Origin of the sequence: Pseudomonas sp. BS-2016, from assembly GCF_001806145.1 — a bacterium.
GTDB lineage: Bacteria > Pseudomonadota > Gammaproteobacteria > Pseudomonadales > Pseudomonadaceae > Aquipseudomonas > Aquipseudomonas lundensis.
This window is the reverse complement of record NZ_MLCT01000019.1, coordinates 209307-235252: the sequence shown is the minus strand read 5'-3', so window position 1 is coordinate 235252 and position 25946 is coordinate 209307. Positions and strand designations below refer to the sequence as shown.

Genomic DNA, 25946 nt, shown 5'->3' with positions numbered 1-25946 from the left:
TCAAGTAGCGAGGGCATGAAAAATCGGTGGGTACTTCAGACCTTCCCTAAAGGCGATTGCAGGGCTTTGAGAGAAACCGCAGCTTTGCGAGAGAACAAAAACTTCAAAGTAGTCATCGGGGGTAGGTATGCTGAGTGCCAGGCTATTAGAGCTAGCGTGCAGGTATGTAACCAAAGCTTCAGGATGCCAGTACCGGCGTGAGAACCCAGCACCTACGAGGTGCTAAAAAATAAAAGACGAGGAAGTCGAAGAGTGCGCACCTTTCCAAAAGGATCAGAATGGCGATTATGGGATCTCCACATCCATACCCCAGCCTCCTATAGCTATAAAGGGGGAAGCTTTTCAGGTATGTCGCCGGAAGAAAAAGCTGCTGCAATTACTAAAATCGTTTCCAATATCAATGAAAGCGATGTGGCAGTGTATGCCATCAACGACTACTGGACTTTCGACGGCTATCTTGAACTTCGCAAGGCGCATAAGGCTGGTGAAGTAATCCACAAAACGGTCTTTCCAGCGATTGAGCTTCGAATCGAATCAGCAACGAAACATCGCTTAAATATTCATGTAATTTTCTCGGATAAGCTGACAGACCAGCAGCTCAACGACTTCAAGGGCCAACTCCGGCTTCGGCTAATAGACCGTCCACTCTCTGACGAGGCTCTGATTGAGTATGCTCGCCGGTTAGATTCGGTAAAAGCGAAGAAGCACGGTGCCAAAGACGGTTACTTGGGCGATCCAGTTGCGCTTGCGCGAATTGGGGCGGAAACGGCCGAAATAACCAAAGCATCCTTCGAAGCTGCCCTCAAAGCCATTCCCGATGATCTCCGCCTAGTTATGGTTCCCTATGACTGCTACGGCGGGATGGAAAAGATTGATTGGAAGGTTCAGCCGTCCGAAGACATCTATTTCATGCAGCTGGTGGACATTGTTGAGGAACGTGATCAAGAAAACATCGACTTGTTCGCCTGCCGAAAAACACCGGCGAATGAAGCGTTCATTGATAATTTCGTAGCAACTATCGGAGGCCGACCGAAACCTTGCGTCTCAGGTAGTGACGGACACTCTATTGCCTCTTTCAAGACGTGGCGTGCTGAAACTAAACTCAAGAAAACATGGATCAAGGCTGATCCAACTTTTGATGGCCTCCGGCAGATCATCTTTGAACCGACCGCTCGGGTGCGAGTGCAAGAGTCGAGTCCAGCTGAAAGCTACATAAAACCTTTTGTGAGTTCGGTTTCAATCGCTCAGGAGCTTTCACCATTTCCCGATAATCCGCTGTATGAAAACCCTCGTTTTGGCGCCGAGCCTGAGCTTGTCATGAATAGTGATCTTGTCTGCCTGATTGGTGGGCGTGGTACAGGTAAAAGTTGTTTGGTGGACTATCTGGGAAAGGCGTTCGGCTCAGCTACCAAAACTTCACCGTATGTTTTAAGCGAGCATTTTTCCGTCGTCTTCAACAAGGATCTCACTAGCACAACGACGCATCATGCAAAAGAAGGCGCTGAGCTGCCCTTTGTTTATATCTCACAGAATGAGGTAAAGACGAAGGTAACAATGGGAACTGTCGGTGACGAGATCAAGCAGATGCTCGGCATTCAGGGTTTGTCGTTTGACAGTGAGGTGGATGCCAAGACCCGCGAAATCCTGTCTGTGGTGGAAAAGCAGAAGGCATGGTTTCAGCAGACGGATGAAAAAGGTGAGTTGATTTATGATCGGGTAAGCATTGAATCTCAAATTTCCAGAAGCCAGAGCCTGCTTGACTCAATTACGACTGAAACAAACAAGGAAAAGCTTGAGCGTTTCACGGCCAATGTGTCGAGGGTATCGGTTGCTCAAGAAAAGATACGACGTCTCGCTTTGTTGAAAGAGGAGCTGGAGGTATTCAAGACGGGATTTGATCCGAAGGCGACAACCATCGATCCGAGTATTCCGTTGCTTGAAATCACCGCACAATTGGACGCCATTCGCCTACTCAGTGAACAGGCAACGATAGAGATTAGGTCGTGCGAAGGAGACAACGACATAATTCGCGCTGATTTCGCCCTGGTTTACACCGGAGATCTTTCTGGCCTGCTACAGAATGCGGAATCTTACCGAAGTACCATCGAGGCGTTGAGATCCAAGCTCACAGCGATCCAGGAGAAACAACGGGAACTCGATGAGGCAATCCTTAAAAGAGCGACGATACCTGCATTGATTGAGGCGGAGATAATCCGTCAGAAAGATGCAATTGAAGCTAGATGGAAAGCTGTACAGCAAGGCCACCCTGATTGGACTCTGGAACAGAAAGATCTGATGAAGAGAATTCTATCAGACCGGCAGATCACCCTTGAAGGCCGTATCATTTTCGATCAGGCGTTGTTCCTTGCGAAGCTGAAGGAAGTCTTGAATTTAAGATCGTTTCGGGCAACTGCCGAATTTTCCACCGAGGATAGAATTCGGGAGGTCTTCCCGATCACCGACGCGACTTCGTTCTTGAAATTTATGCAGGAACGTCTCCATCTTGTTGAGGAGGACGGCTATGTTTCTGGCAACCTTGCATCCCTGTTTTACATTGTTGCTCAACGCTCAGTATTTCTCCGTGTTGAGCCTGTGATTTCGTATGGAGGTCGTCCTCTCGAACGTCTGTCGGTTGGGCAAAAGGGAACTGTCTACTTATGCTTGAAACTAGCTACCCAAGCGTTTACTCAACCGTTGATTTTTGATCAGCCGGAAGACGATCTCGATAACGAGTTCATCATTGAGGAACTGGTTGAGATTTTTCGCGGCATAAAACAGTTTCGACAGGTCATTCTCGTGACTCATAACGCAAACCTCGTGGTAAACGCGGACGCCGAACAAGTGGTCGTTGCAGAGAACGAAAATGGAGTACTGAAATACACCTCAGGCAGCCTGGAGGCCGGGGCGACCAACAAAGCGGTTCGTCGAGTTCTAGAGGGTGGTGACGAGGCATTCTTGAAGCGAGAGCTTAGGTATAACCTTAAGTAAGAAGCGACCACTCCTGCTGCCAAAAATCGCCCGAGCGACACTTATTCGGGTCTAAATGAGACAGTTGTGGTGCCCATTTTTTGTCGAAACCTTCTTTCAAGCTGAGGGGAATGACATTGAATGTGTCCGTCGATATAGGCTCAAGATCTATTTGGACACCTAAAAGAAAATAAGAAGCTGGCCCCTAACCCGCCCCGGTCATCGAGGGCGGGATTGGTGGCTGTGCACTAGGCTTTGCAACAACCCGGCGAGGTACGACCTCAGGGGGTGTCTCCCCAGTGTCGCAGCACGACACCGGAATAAGCGACGCCTCTAAACGATCATCAGCCCCATCGAAATCCGAGTTGCATACGCCAGTCTCCGGGAGGACCTGCTCAACCTTTTTGGCCGCATCCCAACCGCCCACCAATGCCGCCACGACAGACCGTACCTGCTCATACCCCGTCATCAACAAGAATGTAGGCGCGCGGCCATAGCTCTTCATCCCCACAATGAACAAACCTTCCTCAGGATGGGCCGGCTCCACTGCGCCATGGGGTCTGACCGTACCGCAGCTGTGTTCGTCGGGACCAATCATTGGAGCAAGCAACACTGCGCTTTGGCGAAGTTGTGCGTTGCCAGGACGGTTCAAAGTCTTGGCGCGAGCTAAGTGAGATTGCTGTTACATCGACTTGACCGATATCACTTCCACATACCTGAACTTTTTTCTCGCAGCCTTGGTAGCTTCTTGCTCTGCTAGGAGGGTGCTCAGCGTATCGGCGTTATGGATTATCTCGTAAGTTTCACCTTCGAATTCATTTCCTACCCGGAGGGTGACCCTTAGCCTCGGTGTGAAGGCTTTCGCCCCCCCCTTTTTTGTCGCTGCCTTTGCTGGCGGCACGGTCATGCCGGCCGGATGGACTTCTTGCACACCGGGCATGTTAACCGGCGTAGGTACCTCTGCGTAACCGAACAGCGCTCGGCGCATCTCTTCTTCCGTCAATTCTTTAATCATGCTCTGTCTCAGAGGGGCGCTTTGTGAAACCTGCCCAATTCTATCAGCATGGCTGGTGCTCCCAGTATTCAGGCGCGGGACGGGCTCAGAGCAACCTTGGCTCGCAAGGCCGAGGACTGGTCGATTAGCATCGACGACCGCCACCAACATGTCGGAATGCGTTCATCCGACGATCCCGATCCACCTTACTCAGGCTCTCGTCCATTTATTGGTCGCTTCGGTCTCCAGCTGCTTTCGCTCGTCACGATTGGTGAAACCTTGTTTTATGGCCTCCTCAGCAATCAGCAATACTGCGCCATGCACTAAGCGGTGACGGGTATTCGCTAAACCGCTTTATAGGGAGTTATAGAGCGATTATAGAGAGGCATCCTGAGACCGATCTAAACCTCCCCACCCCCCACATCGCGGCGAGAGTCTGCTGTTTTATGTTCAGAGGCGGACGCTTGGTGCGTGCGCGGAAGCCTGTAGTTCACTACGCTCAAAACCACCATCTACCAAGCTCATCTACCATGACCAAAACCTTCAGCTGTAGCCAGGCACGCCGATGATTCCGGCGCCTTTTGGCTCTAATCGCCACGGGGCAGAGTTTCGTCATAACTAAAAACGGGAGGCCAATGTGCCTGCTGGTGTGTGCGGAGGCAAAGGAACACTCATAAATCGGCCCATCACGAAAGGCCGCAATCGGCCCAGAGTGTGTAAAAACGCTTTGCCAAAATTGAAGTGTGCGAGTCTACGTTAAATCTGAAATTTATCGACACGTCAGGCAGATGTGGATTTCGCGTAGAAGCGCGATTTACAGTCCAGTTTTAAGTACCCGCCGTGCTCAAAAACGTTTTTACACAGCCTCGGCCAAAAGCGGTCACCGGCCAAACTGTTGACGGCCTACTTAAAGTAGGGCTTCAAGCAAGCGTCGCGCGCTTGATAAAGAGGATGGACTGGAGCCCCTGTCTTGTTGAAGCCGAAACAAAAGACATTCGCTGGGTCGCACACCTCTCGCAGAATTCTCTCCACCTCAGCTCCACGACCTCGCTTGTGACCGCGATTCCCCCAACTCACTACAACTCTTCCTGCCCCTGCCGCGATCCGCCGAATGTGCTCATCGTTCTCCGGGAGGTTGACTACTGATGCTGTGGCAAGGTGCGACGAATAGGTACCGCGAATTGACATCACGTTGAGCTGGTAATAGGCGCCGAAGCCCCAGTCCTTTGCTCTGCGTACCATGCCATTAACAGTCGGATCGCCCACGTCTTCCGCCGCACCTGAGGGGTTCATACTGATTCCGCACGCGTAATGCTCTGGGTTGCCCCAGTGCCGGTAGAGCGTGAATCGGTGAGTTCGGTCGGCGCTGAAAACTGTGCGCTCCTCGACAAGTGAATCCACGGGTTGATTAGGCAGCGGGGCCGCAGATCCGATGGCAGCGGTAACGGATTTAGACATTAATAAATCTCGAACGGAAAAGGAGGAAAGGACAGGACTTATTTTTCTACTCTAGCATCGGATCATCGCCGGCCACCTGGAGTCGACAGCTACAACGAAGACAAGGTTCTTCGTCTGGTGACTGGCAAAAAGCAGTCGCTGATGAGCAGATCCGTACCAGTGATCTGATGGCCCCCAGCAGAAAATGAAACTGCTTGATTGAGTGGGCTTCTCTGATGCCAGCTTCTGGCCGTTACCTACCCTCGCCACCGGCTTCTATGGGTCGTTTTTTGCCGGTCGCAATAGGAAAAAATCGGCCAATTGCAGCCCTTCAACGCTCATTCTGGCGACATGAGGACGGCCAGGGTGAGCTTAATGAACTCTTCATTCTTGTCGATCGTATCGAGGGCGCCGCGCACGTTGTCGGCAAATTCGACTGCTCCTCGTAGCTCAACCCATTTTGATAGTTCGAGGATGGCCGCCTCAAGGGCCAGCTGATTTCCGTTGATTTTGAAGAGCAGGGAAGGAAGCAGGCCTGAATTTGGCATCGCAAATCCTCTGTGGAGATTTCAGCGTAGCAGTGAAACCTCCGGACTCGGAAGTGAGCCTTTTCACCAATAGCTCTTCGGAAGAAAATGTTACCCAAAAATTCCGCCACCACGAACTGCCGCAAAGGCCAAACCGTTGAACTTTTGAACGTTTTACTGACGTTGATAAATTTTCGCTCCTACGATTCTCTGGAGACTGCGGAACATCACATATAGACTCCAAAATGGAGCGATTTCTTCGATCAATGGTAGACGGAATTTAATCTTTTCAACCGATAAAATCACAATACTGTGACGCATCATAATCATTCATATCAAATGGAATTAGAGCCATCGTATTGTAAGGCCTCAATCCCAGCCCCCAGAAATCATCGATATTTTTTATATATTTCTCAGTAACTTTCGGCATATCTTCCGCCACAAAGTCACCGCTACCCAAGCTCTTTATACTCACACTCCACCAGTATGGGTCATCAGCATCACTAACAATGGCATTCCATCCCCATTCAAATTCTTCTGACCTCGTAAAATCGCTATCGTCGACCACTATTGTCACATTCCCGTATCGTGCACAGATGAATAACACGGGTGACAACAACCCTTTCGCTAATGCATCATCTAAGAAAAAAAATAAGCGAGTCTCACTGAACACACCCCAAGCAATTCCGATCCTCTGAATCGTTGCACCTAACAATAGTCTGGCGTTATTGTCTCGCCATTGTATGGACTGAAAAATGGAGTACCTAACACTTTGTCCGTCATCAATGTACGGACCGCGCTCCTCATATTCGGTGAAGAAAAATCTTGAATAACGTGGATAATAGTTTCTAACAAGCATTTTCTTCACCCAGTCATTGTCGGCTATATCAATCAAAGATCACAAATCAAAAAAAGTCAAACAACAGACACTATAAAATTTAAACTTAACCAAAAATTGAGATTTTACATTTATTATGTAAAACCACATATCGCCGACACAATTTGATCAAATAATAAACCTTAAATATTCCATCAACTTACCCGTACACCAAGCGAGGTAAAGATCTGGCAGAAAATTTCATGTTCAACATCCTCGAAATCGCGGACATGCACACAGGGAAGGAAGAAATGATGCAGAAGGGAAATCCTTTGGAAACACCGCCTTCTGACCCGCGACAGCGGCTTGAACGGAAACTGAAGAGGTCGGAGCTTTCCATCGATAGCTGCCGGCTCTGGAAGGCAGCTTACGGTCCAGGCTGTGTGAAAACGTTCTGGAGCAGATTTTACAGTCAGGAATGGAACGAAAATGGCGCTCCTACACGAATTTCCGGTCTGCTGATTAACCAAACGCTGGCAGATTTTACTTAGCAACGCAGACTTCAAAATGGCGCATGCGTTTTCACACAGCCTGGACCAAGAGCAGACATCCACCAATAGCCGAGCACAATCGATAATTGGAAAATAGCTAAATCTTATAAAATTTAAAAAAATGCTATCAACGCGTCTATCCAAGCATTCCCACCGGAAAATTTAGAAAAAGTTAGCCCCACCCAAAAAATTCAAATTCGAAAGTGTACGAAATTCGACGACCTACTCTTGCACTGTCCAACACATGCAACCCAATTCGTTCATATGCCAAGAATTGAGGGGGCTACCGGCCGCCGCGACCAAATGTCGTAATTCGATTTTCTTTTTTTACTATCCGAATACGATTGTCCTTATGTATCATGCGCTGATGGCAGTCTAAACACAGCGTGATCATGCCCTCTACCGTAGACGGCCCTCCTTTTGCGTACTCAAAAATGTGATGAGCTTGAACTCTGACAGTTGAGGCGCACAACTGGCACATATTTAAATCTTGAATCCGACGTTCTCTTTGAGCATTGCGATGATCGCTTGGTCTGCTCATTTTTTCTCCTCAGTGTCAGCCTGGGACTCTAGCAAAAGGTTATCAACTCGCCTTTTTAACAGGTCTTGCAGTGAATCATATGGACCGTCGATTCCCGTACAATCTTGAAGCTCTCCACTTTCTTCAAGTCCATTAATGATATCAAGAATCTTCTTTACGGTATCTTTGTTCCCCACAAATGCCACATTAGCTGCCCATTTCTCAATGTCCGCCATTATATAGACTCCAAGGCTGGCAGCGTGATTGTAATTTGCGTCTCCGTGTCAAAAACCTGGAGCTTTCCGATGCCACTAGTTATCACAAGGCAAAAATCTTCATCAAAGTTAGGAATTCCACGCTCGAAACTAGTAACCTTGTAGATCCTATACTCATCGCCAACCTTAATGACTGCGATATCTGCCTGAATGTCACCATCATTATTTATCGTCAGTTCTTCATAATCTTTAAAGAAATTGGGCTGACCTATATCAAACCCAGTAACCTTATAGATTCGGTAACCTCCGGCTGACGAGCAAACAATGATCTCGGACCCGGAAAATTTGAGGAGAAAGTCACCTCTTTTGAGGATTTTGAATCGATATTCTTTCAAAAAACTTTCCTCCTTTACATGATTCTGGGCGGCCGCCACGCCGTCAAAAAGTCGCCTCGGAACAAGTTGACCCTCTCTGCACAACGGCGTTTTCAGGTGTCCACTAAGGGTTACGCAATCAGAATATCGTCAATTTGCATGTGATGCAAATTTACTCCTGATAGTATTTTCCCTCTGCAACGTGTTGGAGCGTAAAATGGGTCAGCACACATAGGAGGAAAGTAGGATGACCGAGGTCAAGCCACGGTTGGGTACAACCTTTCAGGGTATTTTTGGCTCAGTGGTTGCCGAGCTGAGGGCAGCTAGAGTACCGACCGTTACGCAAACTGAGGTAGCTGACCACATGGGGCTGGCGGTATCTACTTGGTCAAGGATTGAGCGCGGGGAATCTGCTCTTACCCTTGAGCAGATGGTCAGAATTGCTACCTTTTTTGGCGTACCGTTAAGCAAGCTGCTTCAGGAGTGCGAAACTCGACTAAAAGGACTGCAAGATCAAGGTGTTACTGTGGCTTTGAGCAGAGATACGCTGAATGAGACGATTGGACTCGTAAGCTTAAGTAGCGCTCAGATAAAGCTGATAGTCGGGGCATCCGCCCTCATTCCAGGACTCGGTCCGATTCTTGGTACAGCGGCAGCCGCAGCGTTTTTGGCTTATAGGAGCCTGAAAGATGTCGACAAAGGCAAGTAGCGTTGTGCGCCTTAACCAGAATGCTCGGCTAGGCCAGCAATCTTAGGATTGGTATTGAGGTCTTGCCATGCAGCTTTCCGCGAGGTAGGCAACGGTAGCTATTTAATGTGACCGACACGGGTGTTAACGCCTTTCTGAGTGCACACTTTTTGGCATATCTGTGCATCGACAGTACTTGTCTGTCGCCACGCGCTTTGCGAGTTACAACTTTTAGCTGTGGATTGCTGCCCGTCATGACTGGCAGCAATCGGCCAGAAACGGGCGCCAATGGCAGATCGCGCCCGCAAGCTGCGTGTCTGTGACTTAACCAAGCTCCGTGGCTTGCACGGATTAATCATTGTTGATGTCATCAAACTCAATGCTGATGATGATCCAGTAACCCAATCAAAGCATGTGATCCCCGCGTTGATCCAAGGGCTGGCTGGGAGCAGGTCGTCGTCCAATAGGTTAAATAGAGGCGCCTGACGAACTATCGACTGTCCAACGCTAGTGATTAGAACAGTCGGTGGACGTCGTTCGTGTGACCCAGTAGCCTTCCCTGTTTGCGAACTGCTCACAGGAGACGCAGGTGTGATCGACGATCCGCTACCAGAAGACTGGCGAGACCTTCAAAGTGGTGTGAAGCGAATTTTCCGAAATATCGGCCTGTCTGCTGACGTAGAGATTGATCTCGAAACGCCGCGTGGCTCGGTGAATGTGGATGTCATGGCGGTAGACGTCCGGAGCGTGGACAAGGTCAGATACATCGTGGAATGCAAGAATTGGGGCAGCGCCATACCCCAGTCCGTGGTGCATTCGTTCACAACGGTTATGCACGAAACCGGTGCCAACATCGGATTTATCATTTCGAAGCATGGGCTTCAGCAGGGTGCCAAGCGGTACACGCAAAACACAAACATCGTTGGGATGACGTACCTGGAGTTCCAGCAGCGATATTTTGAAGCCTGGTGGAAGAGGTATTTTTGCCCACTTGTCGGTGATGCGGCGGACAACCCGCTTCAGTACATCGAGCCGTGCAACAGTTTGCGGGACCGTGCTTACGAAAAGCTTAATCCTCAAGATCAAGAAAAGTTTGATCGTCTGAGAAATGAGAGTAGTACGTCGCTAATGGCCTTATCCATGTTCAATTACATGGCCATGTCGCCGGTGTTGAGCACAGGCACGCTGCTGGACGTCCCGACGGATTTGGATGAGTTTAAAGCCAGGGTTCTCGCAGTAATAACTCCACACATCGAATGGCACTGCCACACGTTCCGAGGGCTATTGGAGATCATCTTGGACTTCCTACGGGATGTGGAAGCTGATTTTGACGTGATATTTGGAGGATCCATCTTTGAACCAAGGGATTCTATCAGCGGCGTCACTGCTGATGGGCCGCCCTTGGAGGATAGCATTTATCATCGCTGACTCACCGGTCAGCGATATATCATGGATACGTCCACTGGAAACGCCCCTCCAGCAGCGAGCCGTTGCATAACTCCTAGTCCATCAACCCGCGGAACGATTTAGCCAATCTGTAGCATTGACCGGTTGAATCCACAGCCAAAAGTGGCCATACGCATCGATAGACTTTCCAAATCTGCCTGTTTTACTGAGTAATGACATTTCACTCCACTTTACTATCCGAGGAAAATGCGAGCATTAACTATATAAGATAGGGCTGATAAGCTACAGCAACGAGAATTATGTTCTAGAGAATATTTAATATGGCCGTATTGCCTCCATGACCTGCCCTAATTTGGCTAAGGGACGGGCATTAACCCGTCCCGGTGAGCGCAGCGAGCGGCTTGAATCTGTTGTTAGGTTTGTGCTCGCGTGAAAGCATTACTAAAACCACCACTCTACTCAAAAGTACTTTCTGCACACTTAAAATTACGGGTCAACATTTCACCACTGCACCACTTGTCTATTTCATAACCATCATTGCGCAGGACCTCCTTCTGTGCATTCGTTAGCTCCAGATCTCCTGGCCCGATGTGCGAAAATACATGTTCAGGCTTTGTAACCAGATTTTTGTAGTGGTATTTGCCTTGCTTAAAACACATGATATCTTTTTTGAACACCAAATCATTTTCATAATAAGATATAAGAGTGTCATATGTCATGATTTTTATATTGCTTTGATCGGACAATAGCTTTATGTGCCGATGCTTTTCTTCAGTATTTTTATCACTTGACCGCCCATAAACTAATTCGTAAAAAAATTCGACGGGCTTCCGGCGCATGTTTGGCGGGACCATTAGAGGCTCAAGCTGACTTATTACTTCCTGGCGGTGCTCGACTAGGTATGCTTGCCAGCTGCGTATCTGATTCAGCGCCTCGTTAAACTTTGATGTGGCATTTACCTGATTACTAGATTTTGTAAAAATAGCTTTGTCAGGTATTTCAAGCTCCACAAACACTATACGCCAGCAATCGGAGCTTTTTGTTATATAAACGTAGTCTGTGATGAACCGATTTCCTAACGGGAACTTAGAGATTATCGCCTTTAGATGAAGTTGGTGATTAAGTCTATGCGGAGTAGGAATTAGCTCTGATCTATTTTCGAGAAAACTCTGGATCACCTGCTCCTTTTTTGTGCCAGGCTCCTGGGGCGATTCAAGTATTGATATAAACTCTTCAACAAGCTGCCGATCTCTCAAATCATTCTCCAACTATATTTGCGTCTAAATATGAAGAGATACCAAGCGGTACATAAATATCCGAACGACTCTGGCGGATAACATTCCTTGTTCTACTTGATATATCTGCATAGCTGAGGCTTTTAGCGCCCCGATTTCCTTTTAAGAAAGATACACCATGGATGGACTGAATCTCCTGAATTTGTAGACATTTGATGACCGCTTCTGGTCGGCCGATAGCTGTCCTTCATGGGGACTGTTATCGGCCCAATACACATTCGTTTGCATGCGGAAGTAGGGACGGGTCATCAGTCTCTACAGGAGGCGTCACCTTTACACCCCAGCAACTGCTTAGCGACCATCCGCAGGAAGGTGCCTCTCGGCCCCAATAATGGTTAAAGACTTTGTTCCGCGAGTCATTGCAACCTAAAGCTCCTTGGCGCCAAGCGCGTCAGCATTGAGGATCACTGCATGATCATATTCCAACCCTTTCACAAATTCCTGACTCGCTGACTGCTAGGTTTGCTTCTCCCTCGCCGGATGCGCAGACATGTAACCTTAAATGATTAGGTCATCTGGTCCGATATATTCGAAACTAAGCTTATCCACAGTACCATTGGAAGTGGCAACAACAATCCCTGTCGCGTTGGGGTTCGGAGTCCATCCAATCAGACCTACTTCCTGGTACTCAGCAGTAAACACACCTCGGGCGCTGCCAGATGCACCGCCGAGTCGTAACGGTACCCCTGCCGGAAGCGGAGCGCCAATCCATGTGACAGGGCTTTGGTATGTTTTCGAGGTCCATGGAGTAACAGACTCGGTCGTCGCTGGCCTTAGAAAGGCTAACCACAAGTCGTGTGATTCTGGTGTAGGCCAATCCGGCTTTTCTGATAGAGCTAGGATCTCTGGCGATCCTAACCACGCTTTCAATCCATCCATTGAATCGAAATCCGCTTCAGTAAGTTCAACTGCGCGAATTGCAGCAACTCTTGACGCGAATCCCGCCTGTATGAGAATGGCTGCCGAAAAGGACAATGTGCCCGTCTCTAACGCCGTCACGGGGTAGGCACGGGGATAATTCGACAAGGCAAGGTCTTCGGCGAGTGGATCTCGATGTACGTCAGCGCGGACTCGCACCGCCTCCATCGCCCATGGAAGGTTGTACACAAAAGCTTGTTCGATAAACTGAATGGTGTCATCGCTCGCGCTCTCCAGCGGCTGGCCACTTAGCCACAATCGAAGAATAGACTTCCAATCATCGACCAGCTTTCTAGGGGTGAAAGATGAAATCTGGAACGCGATCTCAGCGAACGAGCTTATAGCGTCGATTGCCATCTCTGTTTCACCAGCCTGAATAGCTATGTTCGCGAACAGAAGGTGGTTCTCTAATTGCTCGGCCCGATCATCAAGCTCTTGCCCAGTAGCGAGACCTACTCCTGCGAGAAAGTACCCTCGCCGTTGTAGCGCGGTAGTTTCCGACCAGATATGCATCGCGCGGGCAGCCAACGTTGATCTTAACGCTAGCCGATTTGGTTCTGACTGTCGCGCAAGTCGCCGCTGGAACAGCGAAGAGGCGAGGATTTCTTCGAGTTTCATTTCGACGTCTTCGTCAGCAATGGCTGTTTCACCCAAAAGGCTCAACAGAGCTGTATCGAGGCTCATGAGATAGCTGTTCCAGCTACCCCGCTCCTCGTCAGAAACTTTCTCAGATTCATGAGCGATCACTGGGAAATCCCAGGCGCCTTGGCCGGTTACGTACGTAAGAAGCGTATTTAAGTCTGCGCTGCCCAGTTTACGACTCATACGAACGAGGAGAGTGAAGACCAATCGAAGTATGCCGCTCTCCATTTCTCGTCCCTTCGAGCTAGAGCTGAGTTCCCTCCATGCAGCGCGGCGTTTCTTATGCTCGTCAAACATAGGATATAAAACCAGTCCTTCGATATCGATATAAGCCCGCCCAGCCCTCCCCACGACATTGCGAAATTCAGCAACATCTATATTTGCTCTGTTACGCTTTAAACCATGGAAAACAAGACTTGTTGCAGCCAAATTCAAACCTTGGGCAAGCGTTGGCGACGAGACGGTAATCTTCAATACCCCCTCTCTTAGTAGCCGTTCGATCTCCTTACGGTATGGGGTAGGAAGCGCCCCATGGTGAACTGCCACACCAAGTTTTAAGCACGCTAATATCTCGTGATTTGGCCCAAACCATTCTGCGCCGACTAACAAAGCGGTCGCTAGTTCGACTTCTGGCGTTTCCAGCACAGAGCCAATGTGACCCCGCTTGTGCATTTCAATTATGCTCTTAGCGATGGAAAGTACCGATTTACGTAAAGGACAAAAAATCAGTACCGTCTGGCCGTCAGACACCAATCTCCAGGCAGTCGCCAAACATAGCTCTGTTTGATTGGAAGGAAAAATTTTTGTACCTCTGCCTTTGGTAGGGCTTTTACCTACAACAAATCGAGGGATGTAGGGTTTTTCATCTCCAACAGTAAAATTCAATTGTGCGTGCTGCCCCCGCCAATCAACTTCGCCAAATCTCAATCGAGTGGGACGCCAGGAATCCTTGATCAGTCCATCGAGTTTATCGTTGGTCAACCAAGCGGCAAAATCCTCCAATTGGTCACCGTCCGGAAGGATTGCAGAGAGGCAAACGACCCTTCTTGAACTCGCATCCTGACGCCGAAGTAGTCGTTGTATCTGCGCCTCATAACGAACTTCTCTCTCACCAAGCCCGATCATATGGCCTTCGTCTAAAACGACTAGCCCCACGTCATTCAGCAGCGTCGGATCACTTCTCAAAGCGAAGTCCAGCTTTTCTGGAGTGGCGACCACGATATGCCTGGTCCGCAGCGCGTCGATATCCGCCCCGCTTGCTCCGATACTGCCGTACAGACTTGAAACCGTTTTCCCCAACGGAGTAAAGGTCCGGCGTAAACCTATTTCAGTCTGGGCAGACAATGCGCGTAGGGGTGTAACAAAAACGATCCGTTTGTTCTGCGCTAAACAAGCGAGGATGCACAATTCGGCGATCCGTGTCTTTCCTGCGCTCGTTGGAAGAGATAGTACCAAGTTGTCGCTCAAATCGAGGACACGCTGTGCCGCTTGAAGTTGAGATGGCCAAAGTTCAACTTCTGCCTTGCCTCGGCAATAGAGCGATGCTAAAAAAAGCTTCCTGAGACGCGTCCAGTCACCAATATCTGTTTGGGGAGGACCTCCAAGTGGCAAAACGTTATGGAAGCTCGTGTCCCAGAGGCCTTGCACCAGCTGTATTGAAATCCGGTGAACCCACCACTGCGTTACTAAGTTAAGTTCTCCTGTCACATCAAGACCTTGACGCAGGCGCTGGCAAGCTTGAGTCGTCAGGTTTTCATCACCTCGCTCTAACGAAAGCATAACCAATGACATGGCAGCCATGAAATTGCCTTCCAAGGCGACATTTAAGGCCTTTTGCAAACGATCATCAGCATCCTCCTCACCGCCGGCTCCGGCTACATCATCTTCATTTGGCTTAAGGGCTTCAATCAATGCCGACTCAGAACCGATACCAGAACCAAACCAGCCTGAAACGTCGTTGGCGAGACCATCTATATCTCGGAGCATCAGTTTTGCGAGAGCCATTTCAATAACGGATAGGTTTGATTTCGCAAGTCCCTGATGCAGCAAGGAGTAAGCTCTCGCCGAATACCTTCCGAGGTGATATGCCGCGGCAGCGACTAGTAAATGAAAATCTCCAGAGACTTGAGCCTCTCCCTTAGCGGCTACAGCTTCAATTGCCTCAGCAGCAATCTCAAAAGCGCCTCTGACAATGCTTGGTTCTCCACCGATATCCGAATAGCGAAGAGCATGTGTTAAGAGTGAATAGCCATATGAGAGCAAGTCCTCAGAAAGCTCCGGGCTGAAGTTAGGAGCATCAGGAGGAAGGATACCTTCACGCCAGATCATTGCCCTCGACTGTCCGCGCGCAAGAAGCTGGTGCCTAAAACCTGGCTGAGTTGCTAATTCAATGTGGGTCTGTAACTCTTCCAGTGTCGACGCCATTACTTGAGCACCATTTCAAAAACAGATTTAATAAATGCTTGATGCGCCTCAACTCTCAGCGCCACGTAATATTGGTTCGCGCCACCGGCATATGCTGTGAGATTTTTGGTAAGCAAGTTCGTAGGGTTGCTTCCAGAAAAGGTGAAAAGCATATGCGAAACCTGAGATACCTTGAGATAACCGTTCAATTGCGCTTTGTCTAAGGCATCACGAAGGTTAGCTTCACCAGCTTCATTCAGTCGATCTGCCACAAAGGAAATAGCGTGGGGCGAAGGAAGCTCCTTGTGGCTGGACAGCCCAATTCTCGCCTCCTCGATTACCGCAGTCGTCATGGAGGCCCTGCTTTTGACCTCGGCCTTGAGGATCGACAACGCGCCACTTTTAGGATCAAGACTGAACCCGAGGACATCTTCCCCACGCATCGACATGTTGCGATGGTCCTTCCAACGAAGGCGACGAATTCCCAAGTTGAAGCTTGTGGCCTCCAAGATATATGCGTTACAGAGAATCTCTCCCAAATCGCCTGATTTTATCGAGGGCAACGTAGGCAGCTTTTCCTCCACATACTTTGCAACTGCTGGCTTTCCAAGTTTGGTCAATAAATCTGAGATACGGGACGGAGCTGCGTAGTAGCTAGGTACGCTATCCGCTACGACCTTCACCGCATGGGGGATCTTAGTTTTCTGAGCCGAAAGCAAATGGAGCTTATACGTTGAAATTGCGGTTTCGGTTTCGTCACACCATTCAGTGAATTTTGTCATTCCCTTCTCTCTTACGCTTTCCGCCTGTTTAGAAGTGAAAGCGCTTATCCTTGATATGCCAATGGAGGTCTATAACGGTGCGGGCGGCGATTTGAAGTCGCGTAGGCATCCTAGACTGACCCGAGCAAAATGCCACTATTATCTTATTAGCTCGAATGCTAAGCATGACACGTGGAAGCGCCCCTTCAAGCTACCGGCCAATACCGACAACTTACTGAGATTCGAGTGCAGCGTTGGCAGGTTCTGACGCAAGGTACTACGGGAAGAAAACCTCCCGAAATCGACATTCTCGATATCAAGTAAGGGCCGTAGAGTCAGTTCAATGCTGGTTCTGGAAGTACCATTTTTGCCCCGGTTTGTTTCGTATCACGCACAAATATATCCAAAATCCCCGCACAGCTAGCGCCAAGCTTACGTTTCAGCACTTATCCTCCCCCATAAAGTTTCGTGGGAGATTCACCCTTTGGATATTGCTTGTGGTAGGTACCATTAGGCAGCGTCCTCACAAGGACAACCTAACCAAACCCCAAAGAAAATGAACGGAATGAAAAACTATCCTGACGAGAAAAAACTCCTCCTTCGTCAGGGACAACAGCTGTGGCACCTCCACTACGCCCTTCAAGAAAATCCGGAGGAAGAAATGATCTGCGAGTTGGTACGCACCTACAAAGAGGTGGGGCGAGTGAAAACGGTCGCCGAGGGCGTGGTCCTGGCCGGTGCTAACATCACCGCCTATCCGAACCATGCAGGGCAGAAGTAATCTGCACAGCCATTCAGTGAAGGAAACACATGACTGTAATCAATGGAATCACCCTCGCACTGGCCTTGCTCGGTGCCGTCCTAGGCATCATCAATACATGGCACTCCTTGGATAAGTCCCGCGTAAAGCTCCGTGTACGGCCGAAGCACGCTATACCATTCGGCGCCATGGATGAACGCTTGACGTTTTGCATTGAAATTACGAATTTGAGTGCCTTCGCGATCACAGTTGAAGAAGCTGGCGTTTCTCTTCGAGCGTCAGATCAGCGACTGGCTTATACAAATCCAGTGCTGATTGACAATGGAGACTGGCCCCGCCGTCTCGAACCCAGGACCTCGGTGACCATCTATGGCCGAGCGCCATCTACAGATGGCCCTCGATTGAAGTGCGCATATGCCACAACCGCCTGTGGCGTGACTAGGGAAGGAACGAGCCCAGCGTTTAAGCAGCTGACAAGCCGATCAGCTTGAAGATTCGTTGACTATCGAACGGGTGGAGGCTCTCTATGACAGAGCGGGCTCAGTAAAGATCGCACGCCTCACATCATTGACCGGATTTATCTAGGTAATGCGCCTTACACGGAATCAGGAGGTTTCGCGTCTTGACTCGACTCATTTGCCGAATGAGTGATACCAGCCGTTCCTGATGTTCGGGCGAGGCAGGCATTCCATGCACTGCCGTCAACACACTCCACGTCCGCACCCTCATTCGGATTTTGAGTTCTTCATTTCAATCACATAACGAATGAAGGCCGCACTTAAGTGCATTCCTAACTCCGCATCCATTTGAGCTGACATGGGCATTTGCGTTCCCCCATGCCGTACGCCCGGCGCCGCGTTGGCGTAGGCATAGAACTTTTCCATCACTGTGACCAGCATTGGAGGAACGCTCCCGTCCTTTTTCATCTTGCTAAGTACATCCCCCAAGGTCGCTGACTTCTCGTACAACACTCTCCCCACGCTTTCGAACGCGCTTACGGACTCCTTGATCGAGTTCTCTGGATCTTTGTGAGTGCTTAGCGCATATCGCTTTGCCTTTCGGAAATGCTCCCGAGCAGCCTCATACTGATCGAGCTGTTTTTCTACGCTGTCGATACGATCAGCGAGGTCTTTCGGCAAAGCTGACTCAAGCTGACTTTTGACGTTCAAGCGCCATCCGATTTGGTGCTTGGTAAACAGCTCGTTGACTCGAATACAATAGGTAGCGAAGGTATACCTCGGACCATCTATCTCGCCGGAGGCGCCCTCATAAAAAGGCTCAATATTTTGCAGCTCTTCGCCGATGACCTCCACACAGTCATAGAACTGATACCACTCGCATTTCTTGATGGTGAACGCTAAGCCGTCTTCGCATGACCAAGAGTCCCAATCGCTGTCATCCATCTCCCGACGGACTTCAACGCACAGTCGCTCGTTAAGCGACTTGATACCGAGAGGTCGCCGCTCACTGTTCTTAACTCGTGAATCCAAATCGACGTATGTCAGCTTGGAGAGCACATTGATCAAGAAGTCGTCGCGCAACCATCCAGGAGCATCCTCAACGATTGGGCCGGCTGGACGATTAGGGTCAAAACCATGGCGGTGCGAAAATTTCAAAGTTCAGCTCCGTGAAAACCGGGCTGGTCAGAGTCATGTCTTCTCTTAACCGTGCCCACAATTCTGTTTGACTGTAGAGGGACTGATGCGCGATCCGTGGTGCGATTACGGCACGATCGGACTTCAGGAGATGGCCCACTCGAAGCCTTGCGAGGCAATGTTATTCCCTGACTATGCTTTCTGGACGAGAACCTGCTCAGCCGGGGAATGACATTCGTGAGACCGATCAGTGCTCGTCATGGACAAAAAATAGTCTAACAATTTTAGCTGTGACTTATCGTTTCGGACATTGCCTTGCGCCGTACTGATTGGCAGCACCTATGGCATACCGAAACAGATATCTGGTCTTGAATTAGTGCTGACGGCATAAGGAAAAAAGGCGGGTAAGGGATGAGTCTATTAAAGAATCCCTTAAAATCAGATGGTATTGCTCCCTGCTGGAGTCGAACCAGCATCTAGCCCTTAGGAGGGGCTTATTCTATCCATTGAACTAAGAGAGCACTGCTTATAACTGTTTTAGTTTCTCAACCTTCCCTTTCCTTGGCAAGGGTTTCCATCCATTCCCCATCACTTTTAACATGATGGTTTCTCTCCTCACCTCTGAGCGGATGAAGAGCGTCTGATCTCCGACTGCTAGGGGGTACTCTCCTTCATGCCATGCATCTACGAACGGCTCCAGATAAGAACCTGCAACCTTCCCCTTAGGAGGGGGATGCTCTATCCAATTGAGCTACTGAGACTGATCACGCGTACCACGCACAGGACGTGGTGTGCAGGTCGGCGTGCATGGTAACGGCGATGTCGGGATTTGTCATGTCGTCCGTTGGCTTTTTAGTTGTAAGGGCTTCAATGCTTGCCAGACAGGTCATCAGCCTACACAGCCCATATACGCCAATGGATCGGCGTGTTGGACAGCGTCACTTGGCCATCGTGCAATTTGCATTGCAGCAAAATGGTGTCATTGCAATTTGCAACTCACACCCCTTATAAATCGACAGTAAATGACTGTTTTACAAGGCTTTTATAGGTATCCTGCGTTGGCACGAAGACTGCAACTACAACAGTATTAAGTCCATGCCCTCAGAGATGACCGCCATGAACAGCACATTGATCCTGTTGAATGCACTCGCGCTGGCCGTTCTGGTCATTTTTCAATTCCAACCCGATAAGGCGACTGGTCAACAGGGCGTTGAAGTGGCGGGAATGTACAAACCCCACGCGCCATTGCCACAGTTGGCGGTGATGACACCCGGTCAAAGCGGCACACCTCACCTGACCGCCGAGCACACTGCGCAGACGCAAGCCGTTCAGGGCGAACGCTGGGTTTTCTAAAGAGAGCTTTAAAGAATCATGTCCAAAATTGCATTTGGCTTTTTGATGTTGGCGCTGGCCAGTCTGGCACTGGATATTTTTATCCCTAACGGGGCGCTGGGCGACGGGCCGTTATTTGCCGCCGCTACGTTTTTCAGCTGTTGGCTGGTGGCGTTGCTAGTAGGACGACGTATCAAGTTTGACCCGCAATTACGCTGAAGCCGGATACCCCGCTGCGTCATCAATCAAGGCCAGCAACCCTCGCACCGCGACGGTGATGCTGGCGGAGTTGTCGAGCACCTCGATGGCATCATCCCCCAAGAGTGCCATCGCATCCAGAAAGAGCTCATTACGCTGCAAGCGCTGCCGGATTTGCTCCGGCGTTTCGCGGCCCCGTTTGAGCAACCTTTCGTGCAGTACCTCTGTGTTGACACACAACATGACCGCGACTAAATCCGGATAGCGTTCGCGGGCCTGGCGCAGGTAGGCGCGCGAGCCATTGACCAAGACGTGGCGCCCCTGTCGCAGATAGTCATCCAACTGCGTGGTAATTCCGTAGCTGAGGCCATGCGCCTGCCAGTGCAAGGCAAAGGCCCCCTGCTCTTTTAGCGCTTCAAACGTTTGGGCTGAAACACTTTGTGCGTCCTCACCCACAGATTCGGCAGAGCGGGTGATGACACGCCGCATCACCTCACACCCGCGCTCGGCCAGATAGGGACGTGCCGCTTCGATCAGGCTGTCTTTGCCCGAGCCAGACGGGCCCATCAAATAGATCAATTTGCCTGACATCTGCGACCCTCTTCTGATGCTGATCGGTTAAATCCTGGCGCTGCACCCGTGGCGGTTTAAATAAGGGTTGCCGCTCCGTCTTTCAAACAATTTGCGCGCAAATGGCGTTATATGACGTGTTTCAGATGAATGGAACCGGTTAACGCTATCCAACCCAGTGCGCATTTCTGATAATCACTACTGGCAAAAAGCCTGTATCCGGTTCAATATTTGTCACAGAATTGACGCCAGGGAAGTGGCTAATTTGAGGCATGATGCCGGCCTCTTAGCAATTCAGGTTGAACATTTGGCCTCAAGGATGGTCTTAAAACACATCCTGCGGCCGATCCCGAGAACCGCTCCCCTGAACTAACCGGTTAACTATATGCGCCCATTGAAACAGGCTATTTATTCCAGCCGTACGGCTGACAAGTTCGTAGTGCGCCTGCCAGACGGAATGCGCGAGCGCATTGCCGAGGTGGCACGTAATCACCATCGCAGCATGAACTCAGAAATCATCGCCCGCCTGGAACAGAGCCTCATCCAGGAAGGCGCCTTGGGCGACGAGCCCGCGCTGCGCCTCGACAGCCCGGAGCTGTCCATGCATGAACGCGAACTGTTGCAACGCTTCCGCCAGCTGTCACATCGTCAGCAAAACGCACTGGTTTCATTGATTGCACATGATGTCGAAATGGCATCCGACGCATCGTGATCTAGACGCGGTATTAAAAGCCAGCCTTGTGCTGGCTTTTTTGTGGCCGGGCCGCACGCTCCCGCTCAGCGGAAACAAAAACGGCTTGATCGACACAGTCAGATCAAGCCGTTGATGGTTAGAGCAGGAAGATCGTGGCCAGCCCCAGGAAGATGAAGAACCCGCCACTGTCTGTTACAGCCGTAATCATCACGCTGGCCCCCATGGCCGGGTCACGGCCCAGCCGCGCCAGCGTCATCGGGATCAATACCCCCATCAATGCCGCCAGCAACAAGTTGAGCGTCATGGCAGCGGTCATCACCACCCCCAGCGACCAACTGCCGTAGAGCAGATAGGCGACTACGCCAATCACCCCGCCCCACACCAGGCCATTGATAAGACCGACCGCCAGCTCCTTGCGCATCAGGCGCGAGGTGCTGCCCGTGTTGACCTGATCCAGCGCCATCGCCCGTACGATCATGGTGATGGTCTGGTTACCGGAGTTACCGCCAATGCCCGCCACAATCGGCATCAGCGCCGCCAGTGCCACCAGCTTTTCAATCGATCCCTCAAACAACCCAATGACCCGCGAGGCAAGAAACGCGGTGATCAGGTTAATTGCCAGCCAGGCCCAACGGTTGCGCAGGGATTTCCAGACGGATGCGAAAATGTCTTCTTCTTCGCGCAAACCGGCCATGTTGAGGACTTCGGTTTCGCTTTCTTCCCGAATCAGGTCGACCATTTCATCGATGGTCAGACGACCGATCAGCTTGCCGTTCTTGTCGACGACCGGCGCGGAGATCAAGTCGTACCGCTCAAATGCCTGCGCCGCATCGTAGGCGTCTTCATCCGGATGGAAACTCACCGGATCGCTGGCCATCACCTCGGACACTTGCTTTTCAGGGTCATTGACCAGCAAGCGCTTGATCGGCAACACGCCTTTCAATGCGCCGTCGTAATCGACCACGAACAATTTGTCGGTATGGCCGGGCAACTCTTTGAGGCGACGCAGATAACGCAGAACCACTTCAAGGCTGACGTCTTCGCGGATGGTGACCATCTCGAAGTCCATCAAGGCGCCGACCTGGTCCTCGTTATAGGACAACGCGGAGCGCACACGCTCACGCTGCTGGCCGTCGAGGGTTTCCATCAGCTCATGGACGACGTCTCGCGGCAGCTCAGGGGCCAGGTCAGCAAGCTCGTCAGCGTCCATCTCCTTGGCGGCTGCCAGGAGCTCATGATCGTCCATGTCGGCGATCAGGGTTTCTCGAACCGAGTCCGACACTTCAAGCAGGATGTCGCCGTCACGGTCAGCCTTGACCAACTGCCAGACCGTCAGACGGTCGTCCAGAGGCAACGCTTCTAGAATGTAAGCAACGTCGGCGGAGTGCAGGTCTTCCAGCTTGCGCTGAAGTTCTACGAGGTTTTGCCGGTGGACCAGGTTCTCGACCCGATCATGGTGATGGCCTTCCTGACGATGTGTCAGGTCTTCGACCACACGCTGGCGGTTAAGCAGTTCAATCACTTGCGCAAGACGGCTTTGCAGGCTGTCTTGAGTCTTTTTTACTTCAACTTCGGTCATAGGCGAACTCCACTCCCAGCAGCAGGGCACGCCGGAAGGTTCAATCAGTCAATTCATGATTGGTAAAGCGGGATGCTGAGTTACTACTGGGTAAGTCCATGGAGGTATTCCACAAGCCCCGGCGGGGCTGACGGGCGCAATCATACACGGCTTAAAAAATTAATGACGCTTAAAAATCTCGGGGATACAAAAGCTTGCGCATCATGCGCAACCCAATGGTCGCGAGACTGAATCTGCGACGCCGGATTCAAGGAAGAGAACACACGCCCCTGCGAAAAACGGCTCAGGCGCATCACACCCTTTAACAGACACCCCTGGAGCGGGTTAATTCCTGATCGGTGGTGAGCACACCTGTGCGCAGCGTCATCAGACCCCACACGAGTGGAAAAAACACAAATGACAGACAGCAAAAAGCCCGCTTTAAAGGCGGGCTTTTTGGTGTTTGGTGCACTCGACAGGATTCGAACCTGTGACCGCTCGGTTCGTAGCCGAGTACTCTATCCAGCTGAGCTACGAGTGCAAGGTGTGTTTGTTAAACCAGACCACCCTGGTTGAAGCCAAGTTAACCGCCGAAGCAACTAACTCTTAAATGGTGCACTCGACAGGATTCGAACCTGTGACCGCTCGGTTCGTAGCCGAGTACTCTATCCAGCTGAGCTACGAGTGCAAGTGTGCTTGTTAAACCAGACCACCCTGGTTGAAGCCAAGTTAACTACCGAAGCAACTAACTCTTAAATGGTGCACTCGACAGGATTCGAACCTGTGACCGCTCGGTTCGTAGCCGAGTACTCTATCCAGCTGAGCTACGAGTGCATTTGAAGCTGCGTATTATAGACCGTTGAATCTCTCTGCCAAGTGTTTTTTCAATAAAATCAACGACTTACTGAAATGGCTAGATTCGAACGTGCTACATGAATAATGGCGGAGAAGGGGGGATTCGAACCCCCGACACCCTTTTGAGATGTACTCCCTTAGCAGGGGAGCGCCTTCGGCCACTCGGCCACCTCTCCGCAACACGGGGCGTATAATAACCAGCCTTTTCCCCGTATGCAACCAAAAACTTAAATAAAATTAAAGACTTGGTTCTTCGTCCTTTTCTTTCTTGATCCGCAGGTAGATTTCCTCCCGGTGTACGGCCACTTCTTTGGGGGCATTCACACCGATCCGCACTTGGTTTCCTTTGACACCGAGCACGGTCACAGTAATTTCACCGTCGCCTATGATCAGGCTTTCTGCGCACCGGCGAGTCAAAATCAGCATAGGTTTCTCCTCACGCTATTCATTCAGGGACAACAGTCTGCAAAAAAAAAGGGCTTCGGCCTACTAGCTAAATAGCTATAGCCCGACGCGCCTTCAGTATTGACCAACATGACGAAACAAGAGGCCTTCGTTCACATTTATCAAAAAAACAAAGGGCGCGGATCAACCGCGCCCTTCGGGCAACGCGTTACTCACCCTGCGGGGCAGGCGCGTCCAATTCAAAAGCGGTGTGCAAGGAACGCACGGCCAGCTCCAGGTATTTCTCTTCGATCACCACCGACACTTTGATCTCGGAGGTCGAGATCATGAGAATGTTGATGTTCTCTTTAGCCAACGATTCAAACATGCGACTGGCCACACCGGCGTGCGAGCGCATGCCCACACCCACGATCGACACCTTGGCGATCTTGGTATCGCCGACCACTTCACGCGCGCCGATCTCGCGGGCGGTGTTTTCCAGCACGGTCTGCGCCGCGTTGTAGTCGTTACGGTGCACCGTGAAGGTGAAGTCGGTGGTGTTATCGTGCGCGACGTTCTGCACGATCATGTCGACTTCGATGTTGGCCGCACTGATCGGCCCCAGAATCTTGAACGCCACGCCGGGGGTGTCCGGCACGCCACGGATGGTCAGCTTGGCTTCGTCGCGGTTGAACGCGATACCAGAAATGATCGGCTGTTCCATGGATTCCTCTTCATCAATAGTAATGAGGGTGCCAGGACCCTCCTTGAAGCTGTGCAATACGCGCAGCGGAACGTTGTACTTGCCGGCAAACTCGACCGCACGGATCTGCAGCACCTTGGAGCCCAGGCTGGCCATCTCCAGCATTTCTTCGAAGGTGATCTTCTCCAGACGCCGGGCTTGCGCCACCACGCGCGGGTCCGTGGTGTAGACGCCATCCACGTCGGTGTAGATCTGGCACTCGTCAGCCTTCAACGCCGCCGCCAGCGCCACACCCGTCGTATCGGAGCCACCACGGCCCAATGTGGTGATATTGCCCTGCTCGTCCACGCCCTGGAATCCGGCGACCACAACCACACGCCCGGCCTTGAGGTCGGCGCGAATCTTCTGATCGTCAATTTTCAGGATGCGGGCTTTGGTATGGGAACTGTCGGTGAGGATACGCACCTGGCTGCCGGTGTAGGACACCGCCGGCACGCCCCGTTTGTTCAGCGCCATGGCCAACAGGCCAATGGTCACCTGCTCGCCCGTGGACACGATCACATCCAGCTCGCGCGGCAACGGCTGATCGCTGACCTGTTTGGCCAGATCGATCAGGCGGTTGGTTTCGCCACTCATTGCCGACAAGACAATCACCAGGTCATTGCCGGCTTCGCGGAACTTCTTAACTTTATCGGCGACCTGTTCGATTCGTTCGACAGTGCCGACCGAGGTGCCTCCGAATTTCTGTACGATCAAAGCCATTTCAAAGCAGCCTCAGCCC

Annotated in this window: 24 protein-coding genes and 5 tRNA genes; 9 read left to right on the top strand and 20 right to left on the bottom strand. The window is 50.8% G+C overall.

All coding sequences use genetic code 11. From position 1 onward, the window contains the following. Nucleotides 1–252 precede the first annotated feature (252 nt). Nucleotides 253–2988, top strand: a complete 2736-nt coding sequence (locus BKD70_RS11445) for a TrlF family AAA-like ATPase (RefSeq protein WP_139047523.1) — start codon at nucleotides 253–255, stop codon at nucleotides 2986–2988. A gap of 661 nt (nucleotides 2989–3649) precedes the next feature. Here the strand turns inward: BKD70_RS11445 and BKD70_RS11435 are convergent. Then, nucleotides 3650–3982, bottom strand: coding sequence for a hypothetical protein (locus tag BKD70_RS11435; RefSeq protein ID WP_047277316.1), 333 nt, complete (start codon nucleotides 3980–3982; stop codon nucleotides 3650–3652). Nucleotides 3983–4078: 96 nt separating this feature from the next. Between BKD70_RS11435 and BKD70_RS24725 the strand changes: the two genes are divergently transcribed. Continuing rightward, nucleotides 4079–4288, top strand: a complete 210-nt coding sequence (locus BKD70_RS24725) for a hypothetical protein (protein WP_139047524.1) — start codon at nucleotides 4079–4081, stop codon at nucleotides 4286–4288. A gap of 576 nt (nucleotides 4289–4864) precedes the next feature. Here BKD70_RS24725 and BKD70_RS25640 read toward each other — a convergent pair. The 3 genes from BKD70_RS25640 to BKD70_RS11420 form a co-directional block, all read right to left on the bottom strand. Then, entirely contained in the window at nucleotides 4865–5419 is a 555-nt protein-coding gene (locus tag BKD70_RS25640; RefSeq protein WP_047276914.1) for a DUF1643 domain-containing protein, read from the bottom strand. A 317-nt stretch (nucleotides 5420–5736) separates the two neighbouring features. Beyond that, nucleotides 5737–5946 (bottom strand): hypothetical protein, encoded by a 210-nt coding sequence (locus tag BKD70_RS11425; RefSeq protein ID WP_047276915.1) that lies wholly within the window; start codon nucleotides 5944–5946, stop codon nucleotides 5737–5739. A 268-nt stretch (nucleotides 5947–6214) separates the two neighbouring features. Further along, complete coding sequence (locus BKD70_RS11420) at nucleotides 6215–6820, bottom strand: hypothetical protein (RefSeq protein ID WP_047276917.1); 606 nt, start codon at nucleotides 6818–6820, stop codon at nucleotides 6215–6217. Nucleotides 6821–7005: 185 nt separating this feature from the next. Here BKD70_RS11420 and BKD70_RS25335 point away from each other — a divergent pair, with 185 nt between their 5' ends. Continuing rightward, nucleotides 7006–7293: a hypothetical protein gene (locus BKD70_RS25335; RefSeq protein WP_047276919.1), complete on the top strand. Its 288-nt coding sequence runs from the start codon at nucleotides 7006–7008 to the stop codon at nucleotides 7291–7293. Between the two features lie 283 nt (nucleotides 7294–7576). Here BKD70_RS25335 and BKD70_RS25635 read toward each other — a convergent pair whose 3' ends face one another. The 3 genes from BKD70_RS25635 to BKD70_RS11405 are packed head-to-tail and all read right to left on the bottom strand — an operon-like array spanning nucleotide 7577 to nucleotide 8423. Beyond that, nucleotides 7577–7774, bottom strand: coding sequence for an HNH endonuclease (locus tag BKD70_RS25635; protein WP_371913990.1), 198 nt, complete (start codon nucleotides 7772–7774; stop codon nucleotides 7577–7579). Nucleotides 7775–7830: 56 nt separating this feature from the next. After that, nucleotides 7831–8049 carry a hypothetical protein gene (locus BKD70_RS11410; protein WP_047276923.1) on the bottom strand — a complete coding sequence of 73 codons (219 nt, stop codon included), beginning with the start codon at nucleotides 8047–8049 and terminating at the stop codon, nucleotides 7831–7833. After that, nucleotides 8049–8423 carry a hypothetical protein gene (locus BKD70_RS11405; RefSeq protein WP_047276926.1) on the bottom strand — a complete coding sequence of 125 codons (375 nt, stop codon included), beginning with the start codon at nucleotides 8421–8423 and terminating at the stop codon, nucleotides 8049–8051. The genes BKD70_RS11410 and BKD70_RS11405 overlap by 1 nt, the downstream gene beginning before the upstream one ends. A 226-nt stretch (nucleotides 8424–8649) precedes the next feature. Here BKD70_RS11405 and BKD70_RS11400 point away from each other — a divergent pair, with 226 nt between their 5' ends. Together BKD70_RS11400 and BKD70_RS11395 are read left to right on the top strand one after the other, a co-directional pair. Next, nucleotides 8650–9111 (top strand): helix-turn-helix domain-containing protein, encoded by a 462-nt coding sequence (locus tag BKD70_RS11400; protein WP_052892197.1) that lies wholly within the window; start codon nucleotides 8650–8652, stop codon nucleotides 9109–9111. Nucleotides 9112–9681: 570 nt separating this feature from the next. Next, the gene (locus BKD70_RS11395) at nucleotides 9682–10518 is read left to right on the top strand and encodes a restriction endonuclease (protein WP_047276927.1); all 837 of its coding nucleotides are present in this window, start codon (nucleotides 9682–9684) and stop codon (nucleotides 10516–10518) included. A 434-nt stretch (nucleotides 10519–10952) separates the two neighbouring features. Here the strand turns inward: BKD70_RS11395 and BKD70_RS11390 are convergent, their stop codons facing one another. The 3 genes from BKD70_RS11390 to BKD70_RS11380 form a co-directional block, all read right to left on the bottom strand. Continuing rightward, the gene (locus BKD70_RS11390; protein ID WP_240478028.1) at nucleotides 10953–11675 is read right to left on the bottom strand and encodes a Shedu immune nuclease family protein; all 723 of its coding nucleotides are present in this window, start codon (nucleotides 11673–11675) and stop codon (nucleotides 10953–10955) included. A 615-nt stretch (nucleotides 11676–12290) separates the two neighbouring features. Beyond that, nucleotides 12291–15776, bottom strand: coding sequence for a DEAD/DEAH box helicase (locus BKD70_RS11385; protein WP_047276932.1), 3486 nt, complete (start codon nucleotides 15774–15776; stop codon nucleotides 12291–12293). After that, on the bottom strand, nucleotides 15776–16537 hold the full coding sequence (locus tag BKD70_RS11380) for a Hachiman antiphage defense system protein HamA (RefSeq protein WP_047276934.1): 762 nt from the start codon (nucleotides 16535–16537) through the stop codon (nucleotides 15776–15778). The genes BKD70_RS11385 and BKD70_RS11380 overlap by 1 nt, the downstream gene beginning before the upstream one ends. A gap of 544 nt (nucleotides 16538–17081) precedes the next feature. Between BKD70_RS11380 and BKD70_RS11375 the strand changes: the two genes are divergently transcribed. Further along, on the top strand, nucleotides 17082–17297 hold the full coding sequence (locus BKD70_RS11375; protein WP_047276936.1) for a hypothetical protein: 216 nt from the start codon (nucleotides 17082–17084) through the stop codon (nucleotides 17295–17297). Nucleotides 17298–18001: 704 nt separating this feature from the next. Here the strand turns inward: BKD70_RS11375 and BKD70_RS11370 are convergent. Continuing rightward, the gene (locus tag BKD70_RS11370; RefSeq protein WP_047276938.1) at nucleotides 18002–18892 is read right to left on the bottom strand and encodes an AbiJ-NTD4 domain-containing protein; all 891 of its coding nucleotides are present in this window, start codon (nucleotides 18890–18892) and stop codon (nucleotides 18002–18004) included. 428 nt (nucleotides 18893–19320) lie between these two features. Continuing rightward, nucleotides 19321–19392: transfer RNA gene (locus BKD70_RS11365), tRNA-Arg, on the bottom strand. Nucleotides 19393–19987: 595 nt separating this feature from the next. Between BKD70_RS11365 and BKD70_RS11360 the strand changes: the two genes are divergently transcribed. Next, nucleotides 19988–20224: a hypothetical protein gene (locus BKD70_RS11360; RefSeq protein WP_047277320.1), complete on the top strand. Its 237-nt coding sequence runs from the start codon at nucleotides 19988–19990 to the stop codon at nucleotides 20222–20224. Between the two features lie 18 nt (nucleotides 20225–20242). Beyond that, on the top strand, nucleotides 20243–20422 hold the full coding sequence (locus BKD70_RS11355) for a PA3371 family protein (RefSeq protein WP_047276940.1): 180 nt from the start codon (nucleotides 20243–20245) through the stop codon (nucleotides 20420–20422). Here BKD70_RS11355 and phnN read toward each other — a convergent pair. Then, the gene (gene phnN / locus BKD70_RS11350; RefSeq protein ID WP_047276942.1) at nucleotides 20414–20992 is read right to left on the bottom strand and encodes a phosphonate metabolism protein/1,5-bisphosphokinase (PRPP-forming) PhnN; all 579 of its coding nucleotides are present in this window, start codon (nucleotides 20990–20992) and stop codon (nucleotides 20414–20416) included. The genes BKD70_RS11355 and phnN overlap by 9 nt on opposite strands. Nucleotides 20993–21356: 364 nt before the next feature. On the opposite strand from phnN, the gene BKD70_RS11345 reads away from it, so the two are divergent. Beyond that, complete coding sequence (locus tag BKD70_RS11345; protein WP_047276944.1) at nucleotides 21357–21683, top strand: Arc family DNA-binding protein; 327 nt, start codon at nucleotides 21357–21359, stop codon at nucleotides 21681–21683. 118 nt (nucleotides 21684–21801) lie between these two features. Here BKD70_RS11345 and mgtE read toward each other — a convergent pair whose 3' ends face one another. The 7 genes from mgtE to BKD70_RS11310 form a co-directional block, all read right to left on the bottom strand. After that, nucleotides 21802–23244 carry a magnesium transporter gene (mgtE, locus tag BKD70_RS11340; protein ID WP_047276945.1) on the bottom strand — a complete coding sequence of 481 codons (1443 nt, stop codon included), beginning with the start codon at nucleotides 23242–23244 and terminating at the stop codon, nucleotides 21802–21804. Nucleotides 23245–23687: 443 nt separating this feature from the next. Further along, nucleotides 23688–23764, bottom strand: a tRNA-Arg gene (locus BKD70_RS11335). Nucleotides 23765–23834: 70 nt separating this feature from the next. After that, nucleotides 23835–23911, bottom strand: a tRNA-Arg gene (locus BKD70_RS11330). Nucleotides 23912–23980: 69 nt separating this feature from the next. Beyond that, nucleotides 23981–24057 (bottom strand) — tRNA-Arg (locus BKD70_RS11325). A gap of 106 nt (nucleotides 24058–24163) precedes the next feature. Continuing rightward, nucleotides 24164–24254 (bottom strand) — tRNA-Ser (locus tag BKD70_RS11320). Nucleotides 24255–24315: 61 nt separating this feature from the next. Next, a complete protein-coding gene (csrA, locus tag BKD70_RS11315; RefSeq protein ID WP_003175645.1) occupies nucleotides 24316–24504 on the bottom strand; it encodes a carbon storage regulator CsrA in 189 nt (62 codons plus the stop codon). Nucleotides 24505–24691: 187 nt separating this feature from the next. Continuing rightward, nucleotides 24692–25927: an aspartate kinase gene (locus BKD70_RS11310; protein WP_047276948.1), complete on the bottom strand. Its 1236-nt coding sequence runs from the start codon at nucleotides 25925–25927 to the stop codon at nucleotides 24692–24694. Nucleotides 25928–25946: the final 19 nt, after the last annotated feature.